This window comes from Arthrobacter sp. Sr24 (genome assembly GCF_054511175.1).
Map to the genome: position 1 here is coordinate 13,447 of NZ_JBTNDB010000011.1, position 22,782 is coordinate 36,228.

Here is a 22,782-nt window from a genome sequence, read left to right on the forward strand (position 1 = left end):
GCACCCCGGCGCCCGGGCCAGCCAAACCCCTGCGCCCTCCCCAGCCCCGACCCCGGCCCTCCCCAACCCCAGCCGAAAACGAAACCGAAAAACTAGGCTGTCAGTCCCAGCTTGCTCATCCGTTTTGAATGGTTGCGGGTCAGAGCACTAAGTATTTTTGACACCTCTGTTGCTGCAGCCTCTTGGGTTCCGTCGGGTCGCAGCCCTACCAGGAAGCTGTGCTTAGCACCGATGCGTTCCACCTGGGTCAGCGCCTCCCCCACCAAACGGCGCCCCCACAATGCCAACCGGGACGAAAGCCTAGGATCTTGGACCAGCATATTCTTCAGCAGTTTGGCCAGCAGATCATTCTGCTCATCGCTAGTGCGCACCGCGGCAATGACGGCACGTGTGGGCTCATCCAAATGTTCGGCAATAGCGGCATAAAACTCTTCCGTGATGGCCTCCACCACATACGCCTTCATCAAGGACTCGTGCCAGTCCGCAGGCCGGGTGCGCTCGTGGAAGGCATCAACCATGCGTTGGTACGGTGCCATGGCCAGTTCTGGATCCATACCCATCTCCAGCAACCGGGCACACATGGCCTCGTAATGACCAAACTCGGAGACCGCCATTTTGCCCAACACGGCTCTGTCGGATAAGGACGGTGAATGCCGGGCGTCGGTGGCAAGCCGTTCAAACGCGGAGAGCTCACCGTAAGCGATGCTGCCTAACAGGTCTACAACGAAGTTGTCATAACGGGCGCTCAGTTCGCCTGCAGAGACGGAATCATCGGCCGCGGAAGCTGAAATACTCATAAGTACCAGCGTAGTCTGTGCCGCGCCGCCCGTGTTCGCGCACACGAATCGTTTACGCTGAAATGGTGCCGTACTCACATATTGGCGTCAGAAGTAGCGCCGCGCAACAGTCCCTAGCCCAGGCCCTCGCCGCCTTGAGTGAAGAATTCAAGCTGCCTGACGGCTTTGAACCTGACGTGTTGGCTGAGGTGGACGCGGTCATCGCCGGCCATACCTTACCGGCGCCGGATCTGAGCGCACTGCCCTTCATCACCATTGATCCGCCCAGCTCCCAGGATCTGGATCAGGCCCTGTACTTGAAGCGCAGTGAGGATGGCTATGTGGTCCACTACGCCATTGCCGACGTCCCTTCCTTTGTCCCCGCCGGTGGCCCGCTGGATGCTGAGACGCGCCGCCGCGGCCAAACCATTTACACCCCCGGCCAACGCATTCCCCTGCATCCGCTACCTTTGAGCGAGGGTGCGGCGAGCCTTTTCGCTAACGATCCGCGCTCCGCCTACGTCTGGGAAATCCACCTCGATGACGACGGTAACCAGAGATCCGCCACTGTCTGCCGGGCCACCGTGCAAAGCGTCGCCAAGCTCGGTTATGAAGAAGCTCAGCAGATGTACGACGCCGGCACTGCACCGGCTGCTGTCGACGGCATCTTGGCGCTGTTGGCTGAGATTGGGACGAAGCGCATCGAGCTGGAACGTGCCCGGGGCGGCGCTAGCCTGAATGTGCCAGCCCAGGAAGTTGAGTTCGTCGACGGCAAGTATGTGTTGGAGTTCCGCCCCAATCTACCCATCGAGGACTGGAACGCCCAGATTTCACTGCTCACCGGGATGGCTGCAGCCCAGATCATGATTGAGGGCAAGGTGGGCATTTTGCGGACCATGCCAGCACCAGATCCAGAAGCCATTGCCGCCTACCGGTTGCAGACTGTGGTGTTGGGTGAACCATGGGATAAAGACCTGGCCTATGGCGCGTACTTGCGCACATTGAACACTGCCGACCCTAAGCATTTGGCGCTCATGCATGCCGCCACAACGCTGTTCCGCGGCGCAGGTTACACACCCTTCAACGGTGAAGTTCCTGATCATGTACTACAGGCAGCTGTTGCCGCACCCTATGCCCACACCACTGCACCGTTGCGCCGCCTCATTGACAGGTTTGTGCTGGCCATTTGCGCAGCCCTGAGCGCCAACGAAGAGGTTCCAGCGTGGGCTGTTGCGGCTCTCGATGAGCTGCCGGACATCATGGCCGCCTCCAACCAGCTGGCCAACAAGGTGGACCGGGCCGCCACGGATACCGTGGAAGCCGCCCTGCTCAGCCACCGCGTGGGCGAGACCTTTGAGGCCGTGGTGCTTGCCGGACCGAAGAAGAACGGCAATAGCTCAAAAGCGGCCGCAAATCGCAGCTCTATCCAGATCCAGGATCCTGCTGTGACCGCATATTGCGACGGTGACCTAGAGCCGGGCACCGTGGTGCGGGTGACGCTAGCCTCCGCGGACATCGCCAAACGAACCATCAAGTTCGTCCCGGCCTAAGCCCCGCCGGCTGGACGCTGCCTGCTCCACTGGCGTCCCGCCGTCGTCCATGGAACAGCTGGTAAGGCAGTCACGGCGACACTATCTGCGCGCAACACTGACTTCTGGTGTACCTTGACCGCGGTATTTGCAGCTGTGCCGCTAGACTGAGCTTGTAGACATGGATGCCCGGTCGTTGATTATTAGTTTTTGATTCAACAAGCCCGCCCCTACGCGCGTCTTATCAGCTCTTCCCGCACTTGCCGTTTGTGGCACCGGGATGGCACGTATTTTGTTAGCCCGCGATCGGCTTCCCTAAGATAGTGCCGCTATTCTGCTGTTCCGTGAGGCCTCTTGTGCCAGCGTTGAGCCCGGTTGGCGGCACCTTGTATAGACGAATTGAATGGTAAGCATTTGAGCATTGAAACAGATTCCCTGCTGCAAGCAGAAGATGGCAACGAAATCGTTGAGATTGACGGAACGCTGAGCAGCAACGAACCACCGCGTCAGGAAGAGAAGGAAACGTTCGCCAGCTTTGGCGTCCACCACGAGATTGTTTCCTCCCTGACCGAAGCCGGGATCACCCACCCCTTCCCCATTCAGGCCATGACGCTGCCCATCGCCCTGACCGGTCACGACATCATTGGCCAGGCTAAGACCGGAACCGGTAAGACCTTGGGCTTCGGTATCCCCGCGTTGAACCGCATTGTTGCTCCCAAGGATGAGGGCTTTGCCAAGCTCGCAGCCCCGGGCGCACCCCAGGCCATGATCATCGTTCCCACGCGTGAGCTCGCAGTCCAGGTCGCTGGCGACCTCACCACTGCTTCCAAGCACCGCGGTATCCGCATTGCCACCATCTACGGTGGCCGCGCGTACGAGCCCCAGGTCGAGGCCCTACAAAAGGGTGTTGAACTGATTGTTGGAACCCCAGGCCGTCTGATCGACTTACTCAAGCAGCGCCACCTGAACGTCAAGCACGTCCGCATGGTCATCCTCGATGAGGCCGACGAAATGCTGGATCTGGGCTTCTTGCCCGATGTTGAGACACTGATTGCCGGTACGCCGCCGGTACGCCAAACCATGCTGTTCTCGGCCACCATGCCGGGCCCGGTCGTTGCCATGGCGCGCCGCTACATGACTCAGCCTACGCACATCCGCGCCGCCGATCCCGACGACGAGGGCCTGACCAAGCGTGATATCCGTCAGCTGATCTACCGCGCCCACAACTTGGACAAGATCGAGGTTGTGGCTCGCATTCTCCAGGCCAATGGCCGCGGCCGCTCCATCATCTTCACCAAGACCAAGCGCACCGCAGCCAAGGTTGCCGAGGAGTTGGTTGACCGCGGTTTCGCCGCAGCAGCCATCCACGGCGATCTGGGTCAGGGTGCCCGCGAGCAGGCTCTGCGTGCTTTCCGTAACAACAAGGTTGACGTTTTGGTCGCCACCGACGTTGCCGCCCGAGGCATTGACGTCGATGACGTCACGCACGTGGTCAACTACCAGTGTGTCGAAGACGAAAAGATTTACCTGCACCGCGTGGGCCGTACGGGCCGCGCCGGCAACAAGGGCACGGCCGTCACGTTTGTGGACTGGGACGACATGCCTCGCTGGGGCCTGATTAACAAGGCTCTGGGCCTGAGCGTTCCGGAACCCGTCGAGACCTATTCTTCATCTCCGCACCTCTACACCGATCTGGATATCCCGGTTGGCACCAAGGGCCGCCTGCCGCGCGATAAGCGCACGCACGCCGGCATCAATGCCGAGGTCCTTGAAGATCTGGGCGAGACAGGCAAGCGCAACTCCCCCAAGCAGGACTCTGGCCGCGGCTCGCGCCAGGGTGGCGCCCGCGAGGGTGGCGCCCGCGAAGGCGGAGCCCGCGAGGGTGAGCGCGGCGGAAACCGTGGAGGGAACCGCTCAGGCGCCCGCCATGGTGAGCGTCGCCGCGATGATGCCCCCACGGGTGAGAAGAACGACGCCGGCCGCAGCCGCCGTCGCCCCTCTTCCGCAGCTGCCACAACGGCAGAGCCCACCTCTGCTCCTGCTGCTTCGGCGTCAGTGTCAGCGTCAGTGTCAGCGTCAGCGTCAGCAGATGCTGGTGCACCGCGGGCACGCCGCACCCGTACCCGTCGCCGCAACGGCGAGGTCACGAACAACCAAGATTAGGGCCAGCACAGCCCACCAGTAAAAATGCCGCCGCTTGACGGAAATGCCAAGGTTTGAACCCTGGCATTTGCGTCAAACGGCGGCATTTTTGTTGGGGCGTTCTTGAATCCCACTAAATCAGTGGGCGGCCTTCGCGTTTGGCTTCACGGATCTCCAGCCAAAGCGCTCGTCCCAGCACGTAAATCACACCTACGACAATCACGGGCCAGATAAGGACATACAGGGTCAGGAAAAATGTACTCATAACTGGTTCCTACGCTTTCTCTTCAAGGAGTGAGCCGGTACCGTCAAGGCTGGCTTCCTCCCGGTTGTCGAAGTCACCAATGCGCTTCTTGATGCTGTCAAAATCAAAGGTTGCCTTGTTGCGGAAACACATGAAGTAGCAGACCAGGGTGCTGACCGCGTAGGCCACCAGCGAGCCTGAAAGTAGGTCGTAATTGTGCAGGAATCCGATGGCGAACGGGGCAGCAGCCAAGATGGCGACAGCTCCCACGATCTTGGCGATCTTCAGGCCAAAGAAGCCAAACGCCATCAGACCCAGGACCACGCCAATACCAATTACGGACAGCACATCGACGATGATGCCGGTAGCTCCATCCATAGCAATCCAGCCGAAGCGGACAGGCAGGAAACAGGCAAGAGCTACCAACACAGAGACGGTGAACGCCTTGTTGGTCACCTTTTGCCAATAGAAGCTGGCGATAACCGGGAACACCAAGGCCCCCCAGAGGGCGCCAACAAAGACCAAGAGGTCAAGAATATTCAGCTTCCCACTGGCAAAGTACAGCCCCGCTCCAGTGGCAACAATCATGGTGATACGGCCAATCAGCAGCATCATTTTGGGGTTCGCTTTATTCTTTTTGGCAATGTTCTGACCATAGACGTCAGCCATCACGATTGATGACATGGCGGAGAGATCCGAGTCCGCGGTAGAGGATAGAGCGCTGACAATCATGACCAAGAAGACGCCCAGCAGGATCGGGCTCAAATATGTTGCAGCCATCTGCGGGATCAGGTTATTGGTGTCCCCGTCCAGAGGGGCGATTCCGGCATAAAGAGCCATGACACCGAGCATGCCAACACCAATGATGGTGGCGCCATAGCCCACTGTGGCCGTGACGAACGTCTTCTTGATCAGGTCCTCACGCACAGCAAACAGGCGCTGGGCAATGGTCTGGTTACCAATGGCATAGGCGAGAACTGCGGCAATGTACGGAGCGCCCTGATTCAGGAAGGCCTCGGAGGAGAAGAAGTTGGACTGGTGCGGGGTCAGATTGCTAGCGCCTGTAGCAAACATATCTGGGCCGCCAGCAGCAAAGAACACCACTGGAACGATGATGGCGACGGCGCCCAGCAGCGCGAATACCTGCACGGCGTCTGTCATGACCGATGCCCTAAAACCGGACCACAGCGAGTACAGCAAGATGCCGCCGCCCATGAACAAGATGCCCTGGGTGAAGTTGAAGGGTGACAGCAACGCAATGAGTGCGCCACCGGCAATGAAGTTGGAGGTGATGCTGATCAGGGAGCCAACAATGTTGGATCCTGCCAGCATTAGCTGGCTGGATTTTCCGTGACGTGCGTACATGACCTCTGCGAGGGTGTGGGCTTTGGGCGCCACGGCCCGGATTCGTTTGCCAAACGGGTAGATGAACAAGATCATCAATGCCCCCCACAGTCCATAGTGGATGGGCCCGGAAATTCCGTAGGTATAGCCGGAGGTGGCTGAGGCGTACATTGATGACGCCCAGATCCACGTGGCCGTCATGCTGCCGGCCGAGATACCAAAACCAACTTTGTTGCCCGCTGTCATATATCCGTCAGCGTTTTCATTCTTACGACCGATAAAGAAGGTCATCAACAATGTGCCACCGTAAAACAGCACTAGTAGTCCAATGACCGTCCAACTTCCGAGCTGGTGAAGTCCTGCGCCATCCGGCACCATATCTATCCTCTCGCTAGGACGAAATTCACCGGTATTGCGCCAAAAACAGCGTGCGCCGCCCTAACAAGGTGCTCAAAGTAATCCGGTGAAGGACTTCGCGGGCGCACTTTCCCGCCCGGGACCAGCCACCACGGCAAGCAGATGTTTCTGCGCAGGCGGCCCAAAATGAATCGCGTATAAAGCGAAAGTTCACTACCGGAAATTCAACGGCTGACGTTCAGCCGGCAACGGGACTACAACAGGTTCTAGGCAGGGTTTAGTTGCTCATTCGAACCAATCAACTCTGCCAACAGTAACAGGACTCCGATGATTCAACATGGCCGTTACGCTCTGCAAGAGATAACAATGGCGCAACCATCGGCACTGACTCGGCTGCAGACAGTCGGCAGACGGGCCGCCGATGGGGCCACTTCGCGATGCGTTGCAGGGGTTGTAGCTGCGACTGCAGCAGGTGCAGGGCGAGGCAGGGCGGCCGCGGGATACGACACTTAAGTCGCGAAGTGAGCGCTGGTTACGGCAGGTAGGGCGCGCTTCCGGTCCCCAGCGCCAACAACTGCTCCATCGCCTCGGGAGTGGTTGTGTTTTCGCCCAGCAGGTTTGGCTTTCCAGCTCCGTGATAGTCAGAGGAACCGGTGGCGAACAGCCCTCGCTCGCGTGCCAATTGCCGCAACCAGGCGCGTCCCTCGGGGGGATTGTCTCGGTGGTCAACCTCCAAACCGAGGAGTCCGGCGTCGATCATGTCATGAAATATTTCCGGCTCCACCACTCGCCCCCGGCCCGTCGCCACAGGGTGGGCGAAAACGGGCACTCCCCCGGCGGCACGAACTAACTCCACCGCCAGGACCGGGTCAACAGCGTAGTGGCTAACAAAGTAGCGCGAGTGCGAGGTCAAGATGTTGGCGAAGGCCTCATTGCGGTCGGCAACAATACCCGCAGCCACCAGCGCATCAGCAATGTGGGGGCGGCCCACGGTGGCGCCGGGGGCAAGATGAGCACTGACGTCGTCCCAGCTCAGCGGGTAATCCTCAGCCAAGCGCTCCACCATGCGTTCGGCCCGGGTCAGGCGGGCATCTTTGGCCTTAGTGATCTCATCCAACAACGCCATGTTGCTGGGATCCTGCAGATAGCACAACAGGTGAACGCTGATGCCCCGAGCCGTTTTGCAGGAGATCTCCATGCCTGGAATTAGCCCCACACCGTGGTGGCGCGCGGCGGCGAGCGCCGGAGACCAGCCATCCGTGGAATCGTGGTCGGTCAGCGCCATGACGTCCAGGCGCGCGGTAGCAGCAGCTGCCACCAACTCGGCCGGGGGCTGGGTGCCGTCAGAAACATTTGAGTGCGCGTGCAGATCTATCCTCACGTTCCAAGCGTACGTCGCTTCCTGCGCCCCGGGTTGCCGCGCCGAACGCTGCCCGCACGGGCGGCGCACGAGTTACGCAGCGACCCGAGGGCTCCGACGGGACCTGGCATGAGGCCCTTAGGCACTGCACGCATGACAGAGGTACCTTGTTGGCGCCTTTGTCCCTTTGCGCAAGCGGTGGGAGACTTAAGGGGTGAATCAGACTGAGCAAACCTCCGCGAACCCCGACCACACCAACGAACTGCCCCTTGAGGAGCGTGTGAACAACCGTTCTCATCGCCCCGATTCGGACGCTTTCCGCACATTCATGGCCTCCAATTGGGCCCCCACCTCGGCGGAACTGCCGGCCCGTGACGAGGTGGCAGACCATGCTGCGCGCCGCCGTCGTGCCATTTCCGCACAGTTCCCGGGCGAACGCTTGGTGATTCCGGCCGGGCCGCTGAAGGTTCGCTCCAATGACTGCGATTACCGCTTCCGCCCGCACTCTGCCTTCGCGCACCTGACGGGCCTGGGCGTGGATCATGAACCCGACGCCGTACTGGTGCTGGATCCGGTTGCCGAAGGTGAAGGGGACGACGGCGGCAATCACCTCGCCACCCTGTACTTCCGTCCCATGGCGGGCCGGGACACCAAGGCGTTCTACGCAGATTCCCGCAGCGGCGAGTTCTGGATTGGTCGCCGCCCCACCCTGCCCGAGTTCGCGTCCCAGCTGGGCCTGCCCACCGCAGACGTTACAGATCTTGAAGTCGCAGTCACCAAAAACGTTGGCGAGACCTCCGTGGGCGGCACCTCCATCCGATTGGTGCGCAAGGTTGACGAGAACATTGACGCTCTTGTGGACACTGCCCGTTACAACACGGCAGCGAACCCTGATGCTATGGACTTTAGTGCCCTCGATGACCTGGACGCCAAGCTGGCCGAGGCCCTCTCGGAGCTGCGCCTAATCAAGGATGCCTGGGAAATCGACCAGATGAAGATTGCTGTCGCAGCAACCATCAACGGTTTTGAAGACATTGTCCGCGCCTTGCCGCGCGCCGTTGCCCACCAGCGCGGTGAACGCGTTGTCGAAGGCGCTTTCTTTGCCCGTGCCCGTGAAGAAGGCAACGAGCTGGGCTACGACACCATTGCCGCGGCCGGCAACAACGCCACAGTGCTGCACTGGAACCGCAACACCGGCACCGTCAATGAGGGCCAGCTGTTGCTCGTGGACGCCGGCGTTGAAGCCGATTCGCTTTACACCGCAGACATCACCCGCACGCTGCCGGTCAACGGCAAGTTCTCCGATGTCCAGCGCAAGATCTACCAGGCCGTTCTGGATGCAGCAGACGCTGCCTTCGCCGTGGCCGTTCCGGGACGCAAGTTCCGCGATGTCCACACGGCTGCCATGGAAGTTCTGGCAGACCGCCTCGCAGCCTGGGGCCTGTTGCCCGTAACGCCAGAGGTCGCTTTGTCCATTGATGGTCAGCAGCACCGCCGCTGGATGCCACACGGCACCAGCCACCACCTGGGCATGGACGTGCACGATTGCGCTCAGGCTCGCGCCGAGCTGTACTTGGATGGCATCATCACCGAGGGCATGGTCTTCACCATTGAGCCCGGCTTGTACTTCAAGGACGAGGACCTGGCCATTCCGGCTGAGTTCCGCGGCAACGGCGTGCGCATCGAGGACGATATCCTCATCACCGCCAATGGTCCCGTCAACTTGAGCGCAGCGCTCCCCCGCGAGGCCGACGCCGTTGAGGCCTGGATGGCTCGCCTGTCCAGCTAGGGGATTCCAGAGCTGCGTCTAAGGCCAAGTTAAGTGCCGAGTTAAGTGCCGACTTGAATGCCGACTGGCAGAAATGACGCTGATCCCGCTTTATGACACCGCAATTTCGGTGTCATAAAGCGGGATCAGCGTCATTTTCATTCGTAGCCTCAGCATCAGGCGCCAGCGATCAGAGCTTTCAGCGCGGCTACGTGCTCGGCGTACGCCCGTCTACCTGCTGACGTCAGCGCAGCCCACGTCTTAACCCGACCCTTACCTGTCGGTTTGGTCAGCATCACGTAGCCGGCTTCCTCCAGAACTTTCAAATGTTTGCTGGTCACGGAATCGGCAACACCAAGCATGTCCCGGACAGCGCCAAATTCAGCTTGCGTGACACCGCTGAGAAAGGCGCAGATCTGCAGGCGGTTACTGGCATGGATGACCTCGTTGAGTGCTGGGCTCATAGGTTCTCCCGCAATTGGGCACGCAAGGCCACATCAAACCGTCGACCAAAGAGGTTGACTGCAATAAAGATGAGACCCCCTGCTATCCAGGCTGGCCAGTTGAGCCCGTGTACCGCGTGCAGATAGTAAGCACCGCCCATGCCGGCAATCATGGTCACGGCTAGCGGAATGGTCCATCTGCTGGCCTTGCCCGCCGTCAGTCCGTTGATCCACATCCCAGTCTTCTTCTTGTAGCTCCCCATCAAGATGCCGATGCCCAAGAAAAACACGAGACCCGCAATTACTGAAACCCAGATGCCCCCGATGGTGTAAGCAACCACAAACCCGGCGGCAAGCAGCCCAAGGATCGGGTGGTACCACCATGGGGTGACGAGCCGATCGGCGGCACTGGATCTGGCCCCTTCAATCGCATTCAATGCGGCCTGGGCTTCATGTGCGTTTGGCGCTGAATTACTTTCCATAACGGAAAGCTAATCACTTTCCATCATAGAAAGTCAAGGATTAGTGCGGCATCGCTTTTCGTTGCCTCCGGGGCTTCCGGGCCCACACCGCAAAAATGACGCCGGTCCCGCTTTATGGCAACTGGAGTTCGGGGTCCTGGAAGGGGACCGGCGTCATTTTCATCCAGCGACTGCGGAGATTTACCGCTCCGGGTCAGCTCCATGAGGCGGGTTGGCCGGAGCTGCCGGTGCATCCGGAGTGACCGGTGCCGGGTCCGGGGCCGGAGGGGATGCAGGGGCCGGCTGCGGCGACTCCACACGGATACCGTACTGTGGCCGACCATCTGGCAGATCAGGGAACTGACCGCGGCTCGGACCGTCCAAGGGAGCCTGTCCCGGGCGGTCATTCCCCGTTGGCTCATGAATCGAGGGCTCGTTTCCGGCCGCGGGCGGGTCAGCGGGGGCGTAGGGATCGTGCCAACCTTCGGGGCGGGTCGGCGCTGGCCCGGCAGCGGGCGGCTGAACCGGTGGGCGGTATCCCTGCGAGCCCTGACCTTGGTGACTCTGTCCTTGGTGACTCTGTGGACGCACAGCATTGGAATTCATGGGCAGCTGCGCTAGGAGGCGGCGTGCTTCCATAGCAACGTCAGGGGTGACGATGACGTCGTAGCTCGAAGCCAATACTTGGTTCGTAGAGGTGAAATCACGCTTGCCACGCTGGGCTGCGTAGCCAATGATGGCGAACAACATCCAAAGCGCCGCACCTAAGAAAACGGCGGTTATGACATTGATGTAGGGCGCTCCGGCGTTGGTTGCGGAGTCGAAAAAGCTGAGCATTACGCCGATGAATAGGCCAAACCATGCACCTGTCATGGCACCCGTCAGCGCCACTCGCGGGTAGCTAAGCTTGCCGGTGACCCGCTCCACCATCTTCAAGTCATTACCCACAATGGAAACGTGCCGGACAGGGAACTTCTCATCCGCCAGGTAATCAACCGCCTTCTGTGCATCCAAGTAGGAAGTATAAGAGCCGATTGTTTCCCCAGCGGGAACAGTGCGGGCCTCATCCAAGGGTCGGGTGCGTCCAAAGAGGTTTGCCATATCCTCATTCTCTCGCATGTTCCTGCACATTGGCTGGAGTATCGCTGGCAGTGAAATGAGCGGCCCCTAATAGTACCCATTCAAGCACTGTGTAGCGGCTTGCCATCCGCCCATCATTCCCAGCAATGGCCCGCGCTGCTATGGGCAGCTAGAGAAGTTCAGTAAAGTCAGGCAAAGTTTGGCAACGCCCCGCATAACGTTCATTACAACGTTGCGTCAATGTCCGGCGGGCCAAGTAGCCTATATACGTGAGCACTCAACCAACGCGCATCTTTGTGGCCCGCCTCCTGGGCCTTGACGTCTTCGACCCTCTGGGCGATAGGCTCGGCAAGCTGCGAGATGTGGTGGTGTTGGGGCGCGGCCCACAGACTGCACCCCACGCTGTGGGCATTGTGGTGGAAGTCCCCGGTAAGAAGCGGGTCTTCGTGCCCATGACCCGCCTGACGTCCATGGACCAGTCACAAATCATTTGCACCGGGCTGGTCAATCTTCGCCGCTTTGAACAACGCGGCGCCGAACAGCTGGTGCTGGGTGGCATCTTTGACCGCAAGGTCACTTTGGTCGACGGCAGCGGCTTCGCCGTTATTGAAGATATTGCCATGGACAAGCAGCGTCACGGAGATTGGCTCGTGACGAAGCTATTTGTTCGCCGTGGTTCCTCCACCTCACGCCTGCGGGGGCTGCGCCGTGGCCACACCATGCTCATCGATTGGTCCGAGGCCCGTGCCGAAGACGTTGCGGCCCCGCAAAGCGCCTCCGTCTTCGTGGCCACCCACGAGGACCTGAAGCCCGCCGACTTTGCCGACGCCCTTCAGGAGATGAGCGATAAACGCCGTGTGGAGGTTGCCAGCGAACTCCAAGATGAGCGCCTAGCTGACATCATGTCCGAGCTCCCGGAAGATGATCAGGTCACCTTGCTCTCGGCGCTGGATAACGAGCGTGCAGCCGATGTCCTCGAAGAGATGGACCCCGACGACGCCGCTGACCTCCTGGCCGATCTCCCCCAAGCCAAGGCCGAGGAGCTACTGCTACTCATGGAGCCGGATGAAGCCAAAGATGTCCGCCGCCTCCTTCAGTACGAGGAAGGAACCGCTGGAGCCCTGATGACTCCGGTTCCGGTCATCCTGCCACCGGAAGCTACGGTTGCCGAGGCCCTAGCCCACGTCCGCAGCGAGGATCTCTCTCCCGCATTAGCCTCCTCAATTTTCATTTGCCGACCACCTCTAGAAACACCCACCGGCCGCTTCCTCGGCGTCGTGCATATCCAGCAGCTGTTGCGCAGCGCACCGCCGGAACAACTAGGCACCATTGTGGATAAGAATTTGGAGCCGGTGTCCGACCAAGACGACATCTCCGTGGTCAGCCACACCATGGCTTCCTATAACCTGAACTCACTTCCTGTGGTCAACAAGGAGGGCCGCCTGGTTGGCGCCGTCACGGTTGATGACTTGTTGGATCATCTTTTGCCCGAGGATTGGCGCACCCATGAGGACGGCGCACCCATCAGAAAATTAGGAGGACGCATTGGCTGAGCGGCACCACGCCAAGGACGGCGGTCTCGACACACCCATGGAGCTGAAGTCTCGGCTCCTTCCCAACTTGGCCGGCGATCCGGACCTCTTTGGCCGTTTCGCTGAACGGTTCGCTCGCTACATGGGAACCGCCAACTTCCTCCTCTACATGACAGTTTTTGTGATCGTCTGGATCGCCCTCAACGTCATTGGCCTCTTTGGGCTCAAGTGGGATCCCTACCCGTTCATCTTGTTGAACCTGTTTTTCTCCACTCAGGCCTCCTACGCTGCCCCGCTGATTCTGCTGGCCCAGAACCGTCAGGATGATAGAGACCGGGTCCAAATTGAGCAGGATCGCTCCCGCAACGAGCGCAATCTGGCCGATACCGAGTACCTGACGCGTGAAGTGGCCGCCTTGCGCATTTCGCTACGAGAAGTTGCCACCCGTGATTTTGTGCGCTCGGAATTGCGCAGCCTGCTCGAGGAACTCATCGCCCTTCAAGACGATGAAACCTCCGACGGCGAGCTGCCGGAGGGCGCCGATGGCCCGAAGGAGCTGAGCTCCTCAAAACGCCGGCCCGCCACCAGCACGATGAAGACTGTGGCGCCTAAAAAATCCTCCAAGGGCGCCACAGCCAAACGCTCCACCGAATCCTAAGGCCCGCATCCCATGATCGCCCCGTCCGAATCCGCGCTCATCGCCGCGCTAGCCACTGTCATTGACCCGGAGCTGCGCCGCCCCATCACCGAGTTGGGGATGGTCGCCTCGGTAGAGGCGTTTGACGACGGACGGGTCCACGCACTCATCCGCCTCACCATTGCTGGCTGCCCGCTGCGCGAAACCATCACCCGTGATGTCAACGCGGCCCTAGCCAAGCTCGCCGGTGTCACGGAGGTGGGCGTGGAGCTCACCGTCATGACGGCTGAGCAACGGGCAGAGTTGAAGGAACGGCTCAAAGGCAGCTCCGCCGAGCGTGGCATCCCGTTCAACGACGAGAACTCTCTGACCCGGGTCTATGCGGTGGCGAGCGGCAAGGGCGGGGTGGGAAAATCCTCCGTCACCGTCAATCTGGCGTGCGCTTTGGCGGCCAAAGGGCTGCGTGTAGGCATTGTGGATGCCGACATTTATGGTTTTTCCGTCCCAGGTTTGATGGGCATTACACAGGCGCCCACCCGGGTTGACGAGATGATCCTGCCGCCGGTGGCGCATGACGTCAAAGTCATTTCGATTGGCATGTTTGTGGCCGGCAACCAGCCGGTGGCCTGGCGTGGCCCCATGCTGCACCGGGCTCTGGAACAATTCTTGGGCGATGTTTACTTCGGCGATCTGGATATCCTGCTGCTGGATCTGCCGCCTGGCACCGGTGATATTGCAATTTCGGTAGCTCAGTTACTGCCCAAGGCTGAAATCTTGGTGGTCACTACCCCGCAAGCGGCCGCTGCCGATGTGGCCGAACGTGCCGGAGCTATTGCGGTGCAGACCGGACAGAAGGTTGCTGGCGTCATCGAGAACATGTCATTTCTGACGCTGCCTGACGGGAGCACCATGGAATTGTTTGGTTCCGGTGGCGGAGAAATCCTCGCCAGACGGTTGAGCCAAACTGTGAACTCCACTGTTGAACTGCTCGGCCAAATACCGCTGGACGTGGCGTTGCGTGAGGGCGGAGATGCTGGGCTGCCCATTGTGCTCTCAGATCCGCAGTCGGCTGCGGCACAAGCTTTGCTGGGTATCGCCGACAAGCTGGCCGTGCGCCCGCGCGGCCTGGCCGGACTGAAGCTAGGCGTCACCCCCCGCTAAAAAGGCCGCCAAAAGGCCGCCAAAAAGCACGCAAGGCGAAGGCCAAAAGACAAAGACGAACGCTATCGCAGCAATGGTGCCAAAAACTCAAACGCTATCGCAGCTTGGTGGGATAGCGATCTGAAAAAACTGACCATTGCTGCGATAGCGTTGTGAAGTCATAAAGGCGTAAAGCCGTGGCGCCGTAGCGTCATATAAAAGGGGCGGGACGCACGTACCCAGCCCAGCCTTGGGAACCTCGGCTAGGTTGCTTCGAGGTCGAACGGGGCCAGCTGGCCTTCGGCGAGACGTTCGATCACCGGTGCTGACGGAAGAACAGCGGGAGTCTGCGCCTCAGAAACTTCCTTTGACTCTTTGCCCAGCATGCTGGCGATGGCCGCACCGGGCGCAGTCTTGAGGGATTTGAGGGACTCTAGTTCGTCGTCGTCAATCAGCGCTTCACGAATGATGCGGCGAGGATCGTACTGGCGGGGATCAAGCTTCTTCCAGTCAATATCATCGATATCAACCCCAGCTTCTTCCTTAATGGTTTCGCGCGCGCCAGAGGCCATCTTGCGCACCTCACGGATGAGGTTCTTCAGCTTTTCCACATAACCGGGAAGCCGGGTAGGTCCAATCACCAATACTGCCAACAGCAGTATCAGGAGGAGCTCAGGGGTATTGATACCAAACACGTTAGGAAGATTACCCTCTCAGGACTAAAAGCAACGATTCCTAGCGCTCACGCTTGAAATTTTACGCACTTCTGATGTGTGTTCGACAGCACATTGCTATCTCAAAAAGAGTCTAGCGTGCGCCAGCTATCCGTGGCAGCGAGAGCAGCGGCTTACGCGCTGGGCGGAGTGGCTCAGGCTGACGCGGTGCCCGGTCCGCGAGGGATTCGCGCAGCATGGCACGGCCTCGATGGATACGCGAACGCACTGTTCCGAGCTTGATGCCTAGTGCATGGGCCACCTCGTCGTAGGACAACCCTTCCATGTCACACAGGACGACGGCGGCACGGAAGTCAGGCGGTAGCGCCTCCAATGCAGCGGCAATATCCAAGTCCAGGTTGTTGAACTCATAGGCGCGCTCAGGTCCGGGATCGTTGCCAGCCAGGCGTGCTGTGGCGTCTTCGGAGAGGGCATCGAAGCGGATGCGCTGCCTCCGGCGGGCCGTATCCAGGAACAAGTTAGTGGTGATGCGGTGCAGCCACCCATCGAAGGTGCCGGGCTTGAAGTTGGCCAGTGACTTGAACACGCGGACAAAGACCTCTTGGGTGAGGTCCTCGGCGTCGAACTTGTTCCCTGTCAGACGGTAGGCGAGCCGGAAGACCTTAGCGGAGTGGTTAGCTACCACTTCATCCCACGACGGCGTCACCCAGTCAGCGGTGGCGGCAAGCTGGGCCGGGGCTACTTCTGCAGGACGGGCTTCCGGGGTAGTGGCTGAACTCATCGCTGCACCTCACTGCAATGGCTGGATCGCTTCCCTGATCAAGGGAACGGCGCAAAGGAAGGTTTCCTTTTAGTCTCAACAGTCTGCCAAACAAAGCTGACATTTTGCTGAACGATGACGCTGATGGAACCCGATGTACAGGGGGCGCAGGCAGTAGGCTATACACCAGTCACTGCAACAGTTTAGGAAACACCACCCATGAGCGCCGATAAATCCACCAGCTGGTCCTACACAGAGGGCCTTCCCGTGGAAGATGTTGTTCTGCGACGCGCCCGCGAACGTTCGCACGAGCTGGGCTTGTTCCCAGTGAGCCCCGGCGTGGCAGCTGCGCTGACCGTCTTGGCGGCAACCTCCAAGGCACAGACAGCTGTTGAAATCGGCACTGGCGCAGGTGTTTCTGGTGTGGCGCTACTGCGCGGTCTGGGACCTAAAGCCGTACTGACCACGATCGATCCCGATGTGGACCATCTCAAGGCCGCCCGTGAAGCTTTTGTTGAGTCCGGTTCTCCGGCTAATCGCACCCGGACCATTTCCGGCCGCGGACAGGACGTGCTCCCTCGCCTCACCGATGCCGCCTACGATCTGGTGTTCATTGACGCCGACAAGCCCAGCTTCCCCGAATATGTCCAGCAGGCCATCAGACTTCTAAAGATCGGCGGGCTGCTCATCATCAACGATGCCCTAGATAAGGACCGCGTCTCTGACCCGGCCATCCGCGAAACCAGCACCGTGGTGTTGCGCCAAGTCGGCAAGCTGATCCGCGAACATGATTCTCTGATTTCCGCGATGCTGCCCACCGGCGACGGGCTGTTGCTGGCCGTTAAGCGCTAACAAGCGCTAACAAGCGCTAACAAGCGCTAACAAGCGCTAACAAGCTTTTACACAAACAGGCGGGGCAGCTTTCGCTGCCCCGCCTGTTTGAAACTTAGTGTTTTTCGAGAAGTTACTCGGTCACGCCTGCAAGGCATTCCTTGAGGCTAACTGCCTCGTCTGCATTCATCTCTACGACGAGACGTCCGCCGCCTTCTAATGGCAGGCGCAAGATCAAGCTCCGACCTTCTTTAGTCACTTCCATTGGACCGTCTCCGGTTCTAGGTTTCATGGCCGCCATCAGGAGTTCCCCTTTTCATAGTACAAACCCGCGTCGACAGGGATTTCCCGTGTCACGCGTTGATGTTGTATCGCTCACAATCCATTATTCCGTATGTGAGCGCCCGGGTGCTAATCGCCACAGACACCCATTGACAAATGCCTGTGCAATCTTTACGGCGGCCAGGCCTGTCCGGTGCTGATGGCTGTGAGTTGCCAGAGCCAGACCACCCAAACAATTTGCAGCACACTAAACATCACCAGCACGCTCGCGCGGTAGGCCCTTGAAGTGGAAATGAATGCCGCGGCGAGGGCCAGCGGAAACAAGGGCAAGAGCATCCGGAACGTGCTCGACTGCGGATGCAATACCGCCATGAGATAGAGCAGGTACATGCCGCACCAAACCTGTACCTCCATGCCCAGCCGGCGCACGGGCCTGGAATTGAGGTACAGGAGGACGAGTCCCACGAAAATGATCGGAAGCAGCGGCCCCCACAGCGGACCCACTAGGTCGACGCCGGCGTCGAACCATGGTTTGAATAGCACCAGTTCGGTGCCCCGCCAGGCCGTCTCCGTGTCCGTGTAGGCGGTACGCTCTCCCGTCACCCACCAAGCGATGAGCATCCATGCGAAGGCCATCACCGTGCTGACCAGCAGCAGCGCCCCGCCCCGCAGTATCTCAGAGCCCCGGAACGAGTCTTCCTTTCGGTGCCACCAGCGCAGCACCAGATGCAGAGCGACGACGGCGACAAAGGGGACACCTGTTGGCCTAGACAGACACAGCAGAATCACCAGCGGCACCGCGGCAAGGTAGTTTCGTTTGAGAAGTAGATGCAGGGCCGCCGCTAGGAAGAATATGCCCAGAGACTCTGCGTAGGGAACCTGCAAGACCGGGGAAACGGGGAAGCTGGCAAAAAAGGCAACACCCCACAGGGCGGTTCCCGGTACAGCAAAATTCCTGAACAACACATAGACCATGAGCGCGGCAGCCAGTCCGCCCGCTGTTGCAACAATGGCACCCGAGGCCGCCCATTCCATTCCCGTGACGGCGCTGAAGCCGCGTGCCAGAACCGGAAAGAGAGGAAAGAACGCCCATTGGTTAGGGTAGGCCGCGCCGTTGTCGTGGCGGGGAATGGTGGTGGGGTACCCGCCGTCGAAAACCTGCTCGTACCAGCCAGCATCCCACCGGTTGATGAACGTCAGATAGTCGGGCTGGCGCCCACCCCAAGGCGACTCTTCAGCATGCCAGGCCGCCCCCAGAAAGACCGCGAAGGAGAACAAGCGCGTCGCGGCGTAGAGGAAGCTGACTTGGAGCCACCAAGGCGCTCGTTGCAGCGGCGAGAGCCCACGGCGCAGGATGGCGTAGATTTCCTCGTTGATGGTGGGGGTGGTTGCCGCGTGAGTAGCCGCGGGTGATTCCAGATCACTCACCCGGCGATCGCTCGTGGCGCGCTTGTTCGCGGGTTGTTCAGCCACGGAGTTGATCATTCGCGCCAGCGGCAAGCCAGCAGCCGGGCTGATGATCGTTGACCACGCCTACCGCCTGCATCATGGCGTACGCCGTAGTTGGCCCGACAAAAGAGAAGCCGAGTTTCTTCAGTGTCTTGGCTAGTTGCGCAGATTCCGGAGTATGGGAGGCAACGGGTTCCTCTGGAAGCCGCGGGGTTTGCGGAGCATGGTCGGACAACAAGGAAGCCAAGGTGGTGCCTTCGGGCAGGGACAGCAGGGCCTTCGCGTTGCCCATGGTGGCTCTAATTTTGAGCCGGTTGCGTACGATGCCGGAATCGTTCATGAGTCGGGCAAAATCGGTTTCGTCGAACGCTGCCACAGCAACTGGATCAAAGTTGTTGAAGGCGTCCCTGAAAGCTTCACGTTTGCGCAGGATCGTCAGCCAGCTCAGGCCCGACTGGAACGCCTCTAGACTCAACCGTTCGAAGAGTTCGCGCTCCACGGACTCCGGATCACCGGAAACCGCCCGGCCCCATTCGGTGTCGTGGTAGCGCTGGTATTGCTCGTCGCCTTCCATGCCGCCCCAAGCACAGCGGACCTTGCCGTCACTGCTCGCCATCAATACCATCCCCGGACCCCAAGCCAGAACCAGAACTAGAGCCAGAACTGGAGCCGGTCCCAGCGGCCTGGCCGCGAACGTGGGCGTCTCCTGCCGCAAGTCCGGCGCTGGCGGGCGTTGTCGCCAAAGGTGTTGCACCGGCGTCGTACGTGTCTGCTCCAGTGGCCGCATCCGCCGCGGGTTCCAACCCATGCGAGGCGTTTTCGGCGGGTTTGCTCCCAGCGGAGACGGCGGCGTTGCCGGACTCCAGCGCGGCGATTCGCACGTTCTTGGCCGCCAACTCGTCCCGCAAACGGTCCAGTACTTCATCCACCTGATCCATGCGGTAGCCGCGCAGTCCCAGCGAGAAGCTCAGTTTGTCCACGTCGCCCGGCTCGGGAGTTCTCGGCAGCAGCACCGGTGGCAAATTAGCGACCGGTGCGCCAAGAACGTCCTCGTATACGTCGGGGCTGGCCTGGGGCTTGTTCAATCCCACCACATACATCGCGCCTGCAGCGGCCACCATCACGGCAAGAAAGATAAGGAAGTAAGTCACTAGACCATGGTGCCAGATTAGCGACACGAAAGAAGGTTCATGTACCCGAGGAGGCCTAGCGGTTAGGCCTAGCTGCGCCCGCCAGCTGACACCTTAGAGCCGGCTTTACCTTCCATGACAAGTTGCACAGCCTCTTCTGCGGTATCAACAAGCTGCACAATGTCCAGGTCCCCCACTGACACCAAGCCCTGTTCCACCATGACATCCCGAACCCAGTCCATGAGAGGGGCCCAGAACGCCGTCCCCACCAGCACTATGGGGAATTGGCTGACCTTGCTGGTCTGGACCAAAACCATGGCCTCAAAGAGTTCATCTAGGGTACCCAAGCCGCCGGGCAACACCACAAAGCCCTGAGCGTATTTGACAAACATGGTCTTGCGGGCGAAGAAGTAGCGGAAGTCAACGCCGAGCCCCACCCATTCGTTCATGCCCTGCTCGAAGGGGAGCTCAATGCCCAAGCCGATGGAGAGCCCGCCAGCTTCAGTTGCGCCACGGTTGGCAGCCTCCATGGACCCTGGGCCGCCGCCAGTGATGACAGCTACGCCAGCTTCCACTAGCAGCCTGCCAACTTCCACACCGGTGGTGTAGTACGGGGAGTCCGGCTTGGTGCGAGCCGAACCAAACACGCTGATGGCCGGTCCAATCTCGGCTAACGCATCAAAGCCTTGAACAAACTCACTTTGGATGCGCATGACCCGCCACGGATCAGTGTGCGTGAAGTCAGAACTGCGCGGAGATTCCAATAGTCTCGCGTCAGCGGTCTCCGTGCGGGAGCCATTTTTGCGCCACATCCCGAATCGTCGTAGTTCGGGACGGATGGGTCGGTTCGATCCTGTGGGTGCGCTCATGCCCCTAGGTTACGTGAAACGAATACGCAAAAAGGGCTGGTGGTCTGCCTCACATTATCTCGTTAGCGTTACGATCCACACCGATAGAGGTGATTCTGTGCACTGCCGTCCAGAATATGGATAAGTTAAATGCATGACAAATCCCGTACATGCTCCTGCGCTCGTGGAACTCAAGGCCGTCAACAAACATTACGGCCCGCTCCATGTGCTTCAGAACATTAACTTGCAAGTTACCAAGGGTGAAGTTCTGGTTGTCATTGGTCCGTCCGGGTCCGGTAAATCAACACTGTGCCGTACCATCAACCGGCTGGAAACTATTGACACTGGCTCCATCACCATTGATGGCAAAGAACTACCCAAGGAAGGCAAGGAGCTGGCCCATCTGCGTGCTGACGTAGGCATGGTTTTCCAGTCCTTCAATTTGTTTGCCCACAAGACCATCTTGGAAAACGTCACATTGGGCCCCATTAAGGTCAAAGGCATGTCCAAGCCCGACGCCGACAAACTCGCCTTGAGTTTGCTGGAACGCGTTGGTGTGGGACACCAGGTTGCGAAATTTCCAGCTCAACTTTCTGGTGGACAGCAGCAGCGCGTAGCTATTGCCCGAGCTTTGGCAATGAAGCCAAAGGTCATGCTCTTCGATGAGCCCACCAGTGCCTTGGACCCCGAGATGATCAATGAAGTCTTGGACGTCATGGTCGAACTCGCTAAGGACGGCATGACCATGGTGGTGGTCACCCACGAAATGGGCTTCGCTCGCAAGGCTGGCGACAGGGTCATCTTCATGGCCGATGGCCAGATTGTGGAGGAAGCCAATCCGGAAGAGTTCTTCACAAATCCACAGACTGACCGGGCCAAGGACTTCCTCTCCAAGATCCTCACCAACGGATAACCTTTTCCTCAATTCTTATGAATCTCGACTTTTGACCCCTGAAGTCACCATCACTCCGGCCCACACGGCCGACTATGAAAGGAAACCCCTTGAAAAATTTCTTTAGCCGAAAGAGCCTCAGCGTAGTGGCCATTGTGGCTGCAGCAACTCTGGCTATGACCGGTTGTGGCGGTGGCGATTCCGCTAGCGACACCCCGTCCGACGGCGCTGGCGGCGCTACCGGACTCACCTTTGAAGTAGCTACGGATGTTGCCCTGACCGGCAGCCCTACCTTTGACAAGATCAAGGCCGACGGCGCTGTCCGCATCGGTGTGAAAGAAGACCAGCCGGGTCTGGGCTTCTTGGACGCCGTCACTAATGAGCGCAGCGGTTTCGACATTGAGATCGCACGCTGGATGGCGGCTAGCTTGGGCGTCGCAGCTGACAAGATTGAGTTCAAGGCCATCCCCTCGGCAAACCGCGAGTCGGCACTGGCTAACGGCGATGTGGACCTCTATGTGGGTACTTACTCCATCACCGACAAGCGCAAGATGCTCGTTAACTTCGCCGGACCGTACTTCGTCACCGGTCAGGGCATTCTGGTAGCCAAGGACAACTCGGACATCACCAGTGAAAAGGACCTCGCCGGCAAGAATGTTTGCTCGGCCACCGGGTCCACCCCCATCCAGAACATCAAGGACAACTTCCCTGATGTGAAGACAACCGAGTTCGATGTCTACTCCAAGTGCGTAGATGCCTTGATCAGCGGTAGCGTCGACGCCGTCACCACCGATCAGGCCATTCTGCTCGGTTTTGCTTCACAGCAGCCTGATGAGCTGAAGGTTGTTGGCGAGCCCTTCACCGTCGAGAACTACGGCATTGGTCTGCCGCTGGGCGACACCGCACTGCAGGACTTCCTGAACACGACGCTTACCGACGGCAACGCCACCTGGACCGAGATCTTCGATGCCACCTTGGGTAAGTCCGGTACGAAGGTTGAACAGCCCGCTGTTGAAAAGTAGCAATCGTCCCTAGTGGGTGGTGCAGCATGAATAGTTACGCGTGCTGCACCACCCACTTCGTCTTCTCTAATTCACTGAAAG

The 22,782-nt window shown here is 59.6% G+C and carries 23 protein-coding genes; 9 read left to right on the forward strand and 14 right to left on the reverse strand.

Annotated elements, in window-relative coordinates; genetic code table 11:
• Nucleotides 1–92: 92 nt before the first annotated feature.
• Nucleotides 93–797: a ferritin-like fold-containing protein gene (locus ACX80D_RS09170; protein WP_459322353.1), complete on the reverse strand. Its 705-nt coding sequence runs from the start codon at nucleotides 795–797 to the stop codon at nucleotides 93–95.
• A 62-nt stretch (nucleotides 798–859) separates the two neighbouring features.
• Between ACX80D_RS09170 and ACX80D_RS09175 the strand changes: the two genes are divergently transcribed.
• Nucleotides 860–2,326 (forward strand): RNB domain-containing ribonuclease, encoded by a 1,467-nt coding sequence (locus ACX80D_RS09175; protein WP_459322354.1) that lies wholly within the window; start codon nucleotides 860–862, stop codon nucleotides 2,324–2,326.
• A 399-nt stretch (nucleotides 2,327–2,725) separates the two neighbouring features.
• Nucleotides 2,726–4,468, forward strand: a complete 1,743-nt coding sequence (locus ACX80D_RS09180) for a DEAD/DEAH box helicase (protein WP_459322434.1) — start codon at nucleotides 2,726–2,728, stop codon at nucleotides 4,466–4,468.
• Nucleotides 4,469–4,580: 112 nt separating this feature from the next.
• On the opposite strand, the gene ACX80D_RS09185 is transcribed toward ACX80D_RS09180, so the two are convergent.
• From ACX80D_RS09185 to ACX80D_RS09195, 3 genes are all read right to left on the reverse strand, one after another.
• Complete coding sequence (locus ACX80D_RS09185; protein WP_459322355.1) at nucleotides 4,581–4,712, reverse strand: putative transporter small subunit; 132 nt, start codon at nucleotides 4,710–4,712, stop codon at nucleotides 4,581–4,583.
• Between the two features lie 9 nt (nucleotides 4,713–4,721).
• Nucleotides 4,722–6,413: a sodium:solute symporter family protein gene (locus tag ACX80D_RS09190; protein WP_459322356.1), complete on the reverse strand. Its 1,692-nt coding sequence runs from the start codon at nucleotides 6,411–6,413 to the stop codon at nucleotides 4,722–4,724.
• A 511-nt stretch (nucleotides 6,414–6,924) separates the two neighbouring features.
• Entirely contained in the window at nucleotides 6,925–7,773 is an 849-nt protein-coding gene (locus tag ACX80D_RS09195) for a PHP domain-containing protein (RefSeq protein ID WP_459322357.1), read from the reverse strand.
• A 193-nt stretch (nucleotides 7,774–7,966) separates the two neighbouring features.
• Here ACX80D_RS09195 and ACX80D_RS09200 point away from each other — a divergent pair, with 193 nt between their 5' ends.
• Entirely contained in the window at nucleotides 7,967–9,541 is a 1,575-nt protein-coding gene (locus ACX80D_RS09200; protein WP_459322358.1) for an aminopeptidase P family protein, read from the forward strand.
• 155 nt (nucleotides 9,542–9,696) lie between these two features.
• Here the strand turns inward: ACX80D_RS09200 and ACX80D_RS09205 are convergent, their stop codons facing one another.
• From ACX80D_RS09205 to ACX80D_RS09215, 3 genes are all read right to left on the reverse strand, one after another.
• Nucleotides 9,697–9,984 (reverse strand): transcriptional regulator, encoded by a 288-nt coding sequence (locus ACX80D_RS09205; RefSeq protein WP_459322359.1) that lies wholly within the window; start codon nucleotides 9,982–9,984, stop codon nucleotides 9,697–9,699.
• Complete coding sequence (locus tag ACX80D_RS09210) at nucleotides 9,981–10,445, reverse strand: hypothetical protein (protein WP_459322360.1); 465 nt, start codon at nucleotides 10,443–10,445, stop codon at nucleotides 9,981–9,983. Before ACX80D_RS09210 ends, ACX80D_RS09205 begins: the two co-directional genes overlap by 4 nt.
• Nucleotides 10,446–10,625: 180 nt before the next feature.
• Entirely contained in the window at nucleotides 10,626–11,525 is a 900-nt protein-coding gene (locus ACX80D_RS09215) for a general stress protein (RefSeq protein WP_459322361.1), read from the reverse strand.
• 248 nt (nucleotides 11,526–11,773) lie between these two features.
• Between ACX80D_RS09215 and ACX80D_RS09220 the strand changes: the two genes are divergently transcribed.
• From ACX80D_RS09220 to ACX80D_RS09230, 3 genes are read left to right on the forward strand one after another with little or no spacing between them, the layout of a single operon-like run.
• Nucleotides 11,774–13,057 (forward strand): magnesium transporter MgtE N-terminal domain-containing protein, encoded by a 1,284-nt coding sequence (locus tag ACX80D_RS09220; protein WP_459322362.1) that lies wholly within the window; start codon nucleotides 11,774–11,776, stop codon nucleotides 13,055–13,057.
• A complete protein-coding gene (locus ACX80D_RS09225) occupies nucleotides 13,050–13,694 on the forward strand; it encodes a DUF1003 domain-containing protein (RefSeq protein ID WP_459322363.1) in 645 nt (214 codons plus the stop codon). The genes ACX80D_RS09220 and ACX80D_RS09225 overlap by 8 nt, the downstream gene beginning before the upstream one ends.
• 12 nt (nucleotides 13,695–13,706) lie before the next feature.
• Nucleotides 13,707–14,834, forward strand: a complete 1,128-nt coding sequence (locus ACX80D_RS09230) for an Mrp/NBP35 family ATP-binding protein (RefSeq protein WP_459322364.1) — start codon at nucleotides 13,707–13,709, stop codon at nucleotides 14,832–14,834.
• Between the two features lie 242 nt (nucleotides 14,835–15,076).
• Here ACX80D_RS09230 and ACX80D_RS09235 read toward each other — a convergent pair whose 3' ends face one another.
• Nucleotides 15,077–15,508, reverse strand: a complete 432-nt coding sequence (locus tag ACX80D_RS09235; RefSeq protein ID WP_459322365.1) for a Sec-independent protein translocase family protein — start codon at nucleotides 15,506–15,508, stop codon at nucleotides 15,077–15,079.
• Nucleotides 15,509–15,620: 112 nt separating this feature from the next.
• Nucleotides 15,621–16,268: an RNA polymerase sigma factor SigE gene (gene sigE / locus ACX80D_RS09240; RefSeq protein WP_459322366.1), complete on the reverse strand. Its 648-nt coding sequence runs from the start codon at nucleotides 16,266–16,268 to the stop codon at nucleotides 15,621–15,623.
• Between the two features lie 198 nt (nucleotides 16,269–16,466).
• On the opposite strand from sigE, the gene ACX80D_RS09245 reads away from it, so the two are divergent.
• Nucleotides 16,467–17,099 carry an O-methyltransferase gene (locus ACX80D_RS09245; RefSeq protein WP_459322367.1) on the forward strand — a complete coding sequence of 211 codons (633 nt, stop codon included), beginning with the start codon at nucleotides 16,467–16,469 and terminating at the stop codon, nucleotides 17,097–17,099.
• A gap of 112 nt (nucleotides 17,100–17,211) precedes the next feature.
• On the opposite strand, the gene ACX80D_RS09250 is transcribed toward ACX80D_RS09245, so the two are convergent.
• The 5 genes from ACX80D_RS09250 to ACX80D_RS09270 form a co-directional block, all read right to left on the reverse strand.
• Nucleotides 17,212–17,379: a DUF3117 domain-containing protein gene (locus ACX80D_RS09250; protein WP_082634113.1), complete on the reverse strand. Its 168-nt coding sequence runs from the start codon at nucleotides 17,377–17,379 to the stop codon at nucleotides 17,212–17,214.
• Between the two features lie 152 nt (nucleotides 17,380–17,531).
• Nucleotides 17,532–18,833: a hypothetical protein gene (locus ACX80D_RS09255; protein WP_459322368.1), complete on the reverse strand. Its 1,302-nt coding sequence runs from the start codon at nucleotides 18,831–18,833 to the stop codon at nucleotides 17,532–17,534.
• A complete protein-coding gene (locus ACX80D_RS09260; RefSeq protein ID WP_459322369.1) occupies nucleotides 18,826–19,425 on the reverse strand; it encodes a DNA-3-methyladenine glycosylase I in 600 nt (199 codons plus the stop codon). The genes ACX80D_RS09255 and ACX80D_RS09260 overlap by 8 nt, the downstream gene beginning before the upstream one ends.
• Entirely contained in the window at nucleotides 19,412–19,960 is a 549-nt protein-coding gene (locus ACX80D_RS09265) for a DivIVA domain-containing protein (protein WP_459322370.1), read from the reverse strand. The genes ACX80D_RS09260 and ACX80D_RS09265 overlap by 14 nt, the downstream gene beginning before the upstream one ends.
• Nucleotides 19,961–20,028: 68 nt before the next feature.
• Entirely contained in the window at nucleotides 20,029–20,751 is a 723-nt protein-coding gene (locus ACX80D_RS09270; protein ID WP_459322435.1) for an LOG family protein, read from the reverse strand.
• Nucleotides 20,752–20,941: 190 nt separating this feature from the next.
• On the opposite strand from ACX80D_RS09270, the gene ACX80D_RS09275 reads away from it, so the two are divergent.
• Together ACX80D_RS09275 and ACX80D_RS09280 are read left to right on the forward strand one after the other, a co-directional pair.
• Complete coding sequence (locus tag ACX80D_RS09275; protein WP_459322371.1) at nucleotides 20,942–21,700, forward strand: amino acid ABC transporter ATP-binding protein; 759 nt, start codon at nucleotides 20,942–20,944, stop codon at nucleotides 21,698–21,700.
• Between the two features lie 155 nt (nucleotides 21,701–21,855).
• Entirely contained in the window at nucleotides 21,856–22,701 is an 846-nt protein-coding gene (locus ACX80D_RS09280) for a glutamate ABC transporter substrate-binding protein (RefSeq protein ID WP_459322436.1), read from the forward strand.
• Nucleotides 22,702–22,782: the final 81 nt, after the last annotated feature.

Excerpts from the sequence above, each read along its gene's own strand:
- ACX80D_RS09210 (WP_459322360.1), bottom strand. The coding sequence starts at position 10,445 with ATGGAAAGTAATTCAGCGCCAAACGCACATGAAGCCCAGGCCGCATTG.
- ACX80D_RS09185 (WP_459322355.1), bottom strand. The coding sequence starts at position 4,712 with ATGAGTACATTTTTCCTGACCCTGTATGTCCTTATCTGGCCCGTGATT.
- ACX80D_RS09260 (WP_459322369.1), bottom strand. The coding sequence starts at position 19,425 with ATGGCGAGCAGTGACGGCAAGGTCCGCTGTGCTTGGGGCGGCATGGAA.
- ACX80D_RS09275 (WP_459322371.1), top strand. The coding sequence starts at position 20,942 with ATGACAAATCCCGTACATGCTCCTGCGCTCGTGGAACTCAAGGCCGTC.
- ACX80D_RS09175 (WP_459322354.1), top strand. The coding sequence starts at position 860 with ATGGTGCCGTACTCACATATTGGCGTCAGAAGTAGCGCCGCGCAACAG.
- ACX80D_RS09190 (WP_459322356.1), bottom strand. The coding sequence starts at position 6,413 with ATGGTGCCGGATGGCGCAGGACTTCACCAGCTCGGAAGTTGGACGGTC.
- ACX80D_RS09215 (WP_459322361.1), bottom strand. The coding sequence starts at position 11,525 with ATGGCAAACCTCTTTGGACGCACCCGACCCTTGGATGAGGCCCGCACT.
- ACX80D_RS09250 (WP_082634113.1), bottom strand. The coding sequence starts at position 17,379 with ATGGCGGCCATGAAACCTAGAACCGGAGACGGTCCAATGGAAGTGACT.
- ACX80D_RS09205 (WP_459322359.1), bottom strand. The coding sequence starts at position 9,984 with ATGAGCCCAGCACTCAACGAGGTCATCCATGCCAGTAACCGCCTGCAG.
- ACX80D_RS09170 (WP_459322353.1), bottom strand. The coding sequence starts at position 797 with ATGAGTATTTCAGCTTCCGCGGCCGATGATTCCGTCTCTGCAGGCGAA.
- ACX80D_RS09230 (WP_459322364.1), top strand. The coding sequence starts at position 13,707 with ATGATCGCCCCGTCCGAATCCGCGCTCATCGCCGCGCTAGCCACTGTC.
- ACX80D_RS09245 (WP_459322367.1), top strand. The coding sequence starts at position 16,467 with ATGAGCGCCGATAAATCCACCAGCTGGTCCTACACAGAGGGCCTTCCC.
- ACX80D_RS09280 (WP_459322436.1), top strand. The coding sequence starts at position 21,856 with ATGACCGGTTGTGGCGGTGGCGATTCCGCTAGCGACACCCCGTCCGAC.
- ACX80D_RS09270 (WP_459322435.1), bottom strand. The coding sequence starts at position 20,751 with ATGTGGCGCAAAAATGGCTCCCGCACGGAGACCGCTGACGCGAGACTA.
- sigE (WP_459322366.1), bottom strand. The coding sequence starts at position 16,268 with ATGAGTTCAGCCACTACCCCGGAAGCCCGTCCTGCAGAAGTAGCCCCG.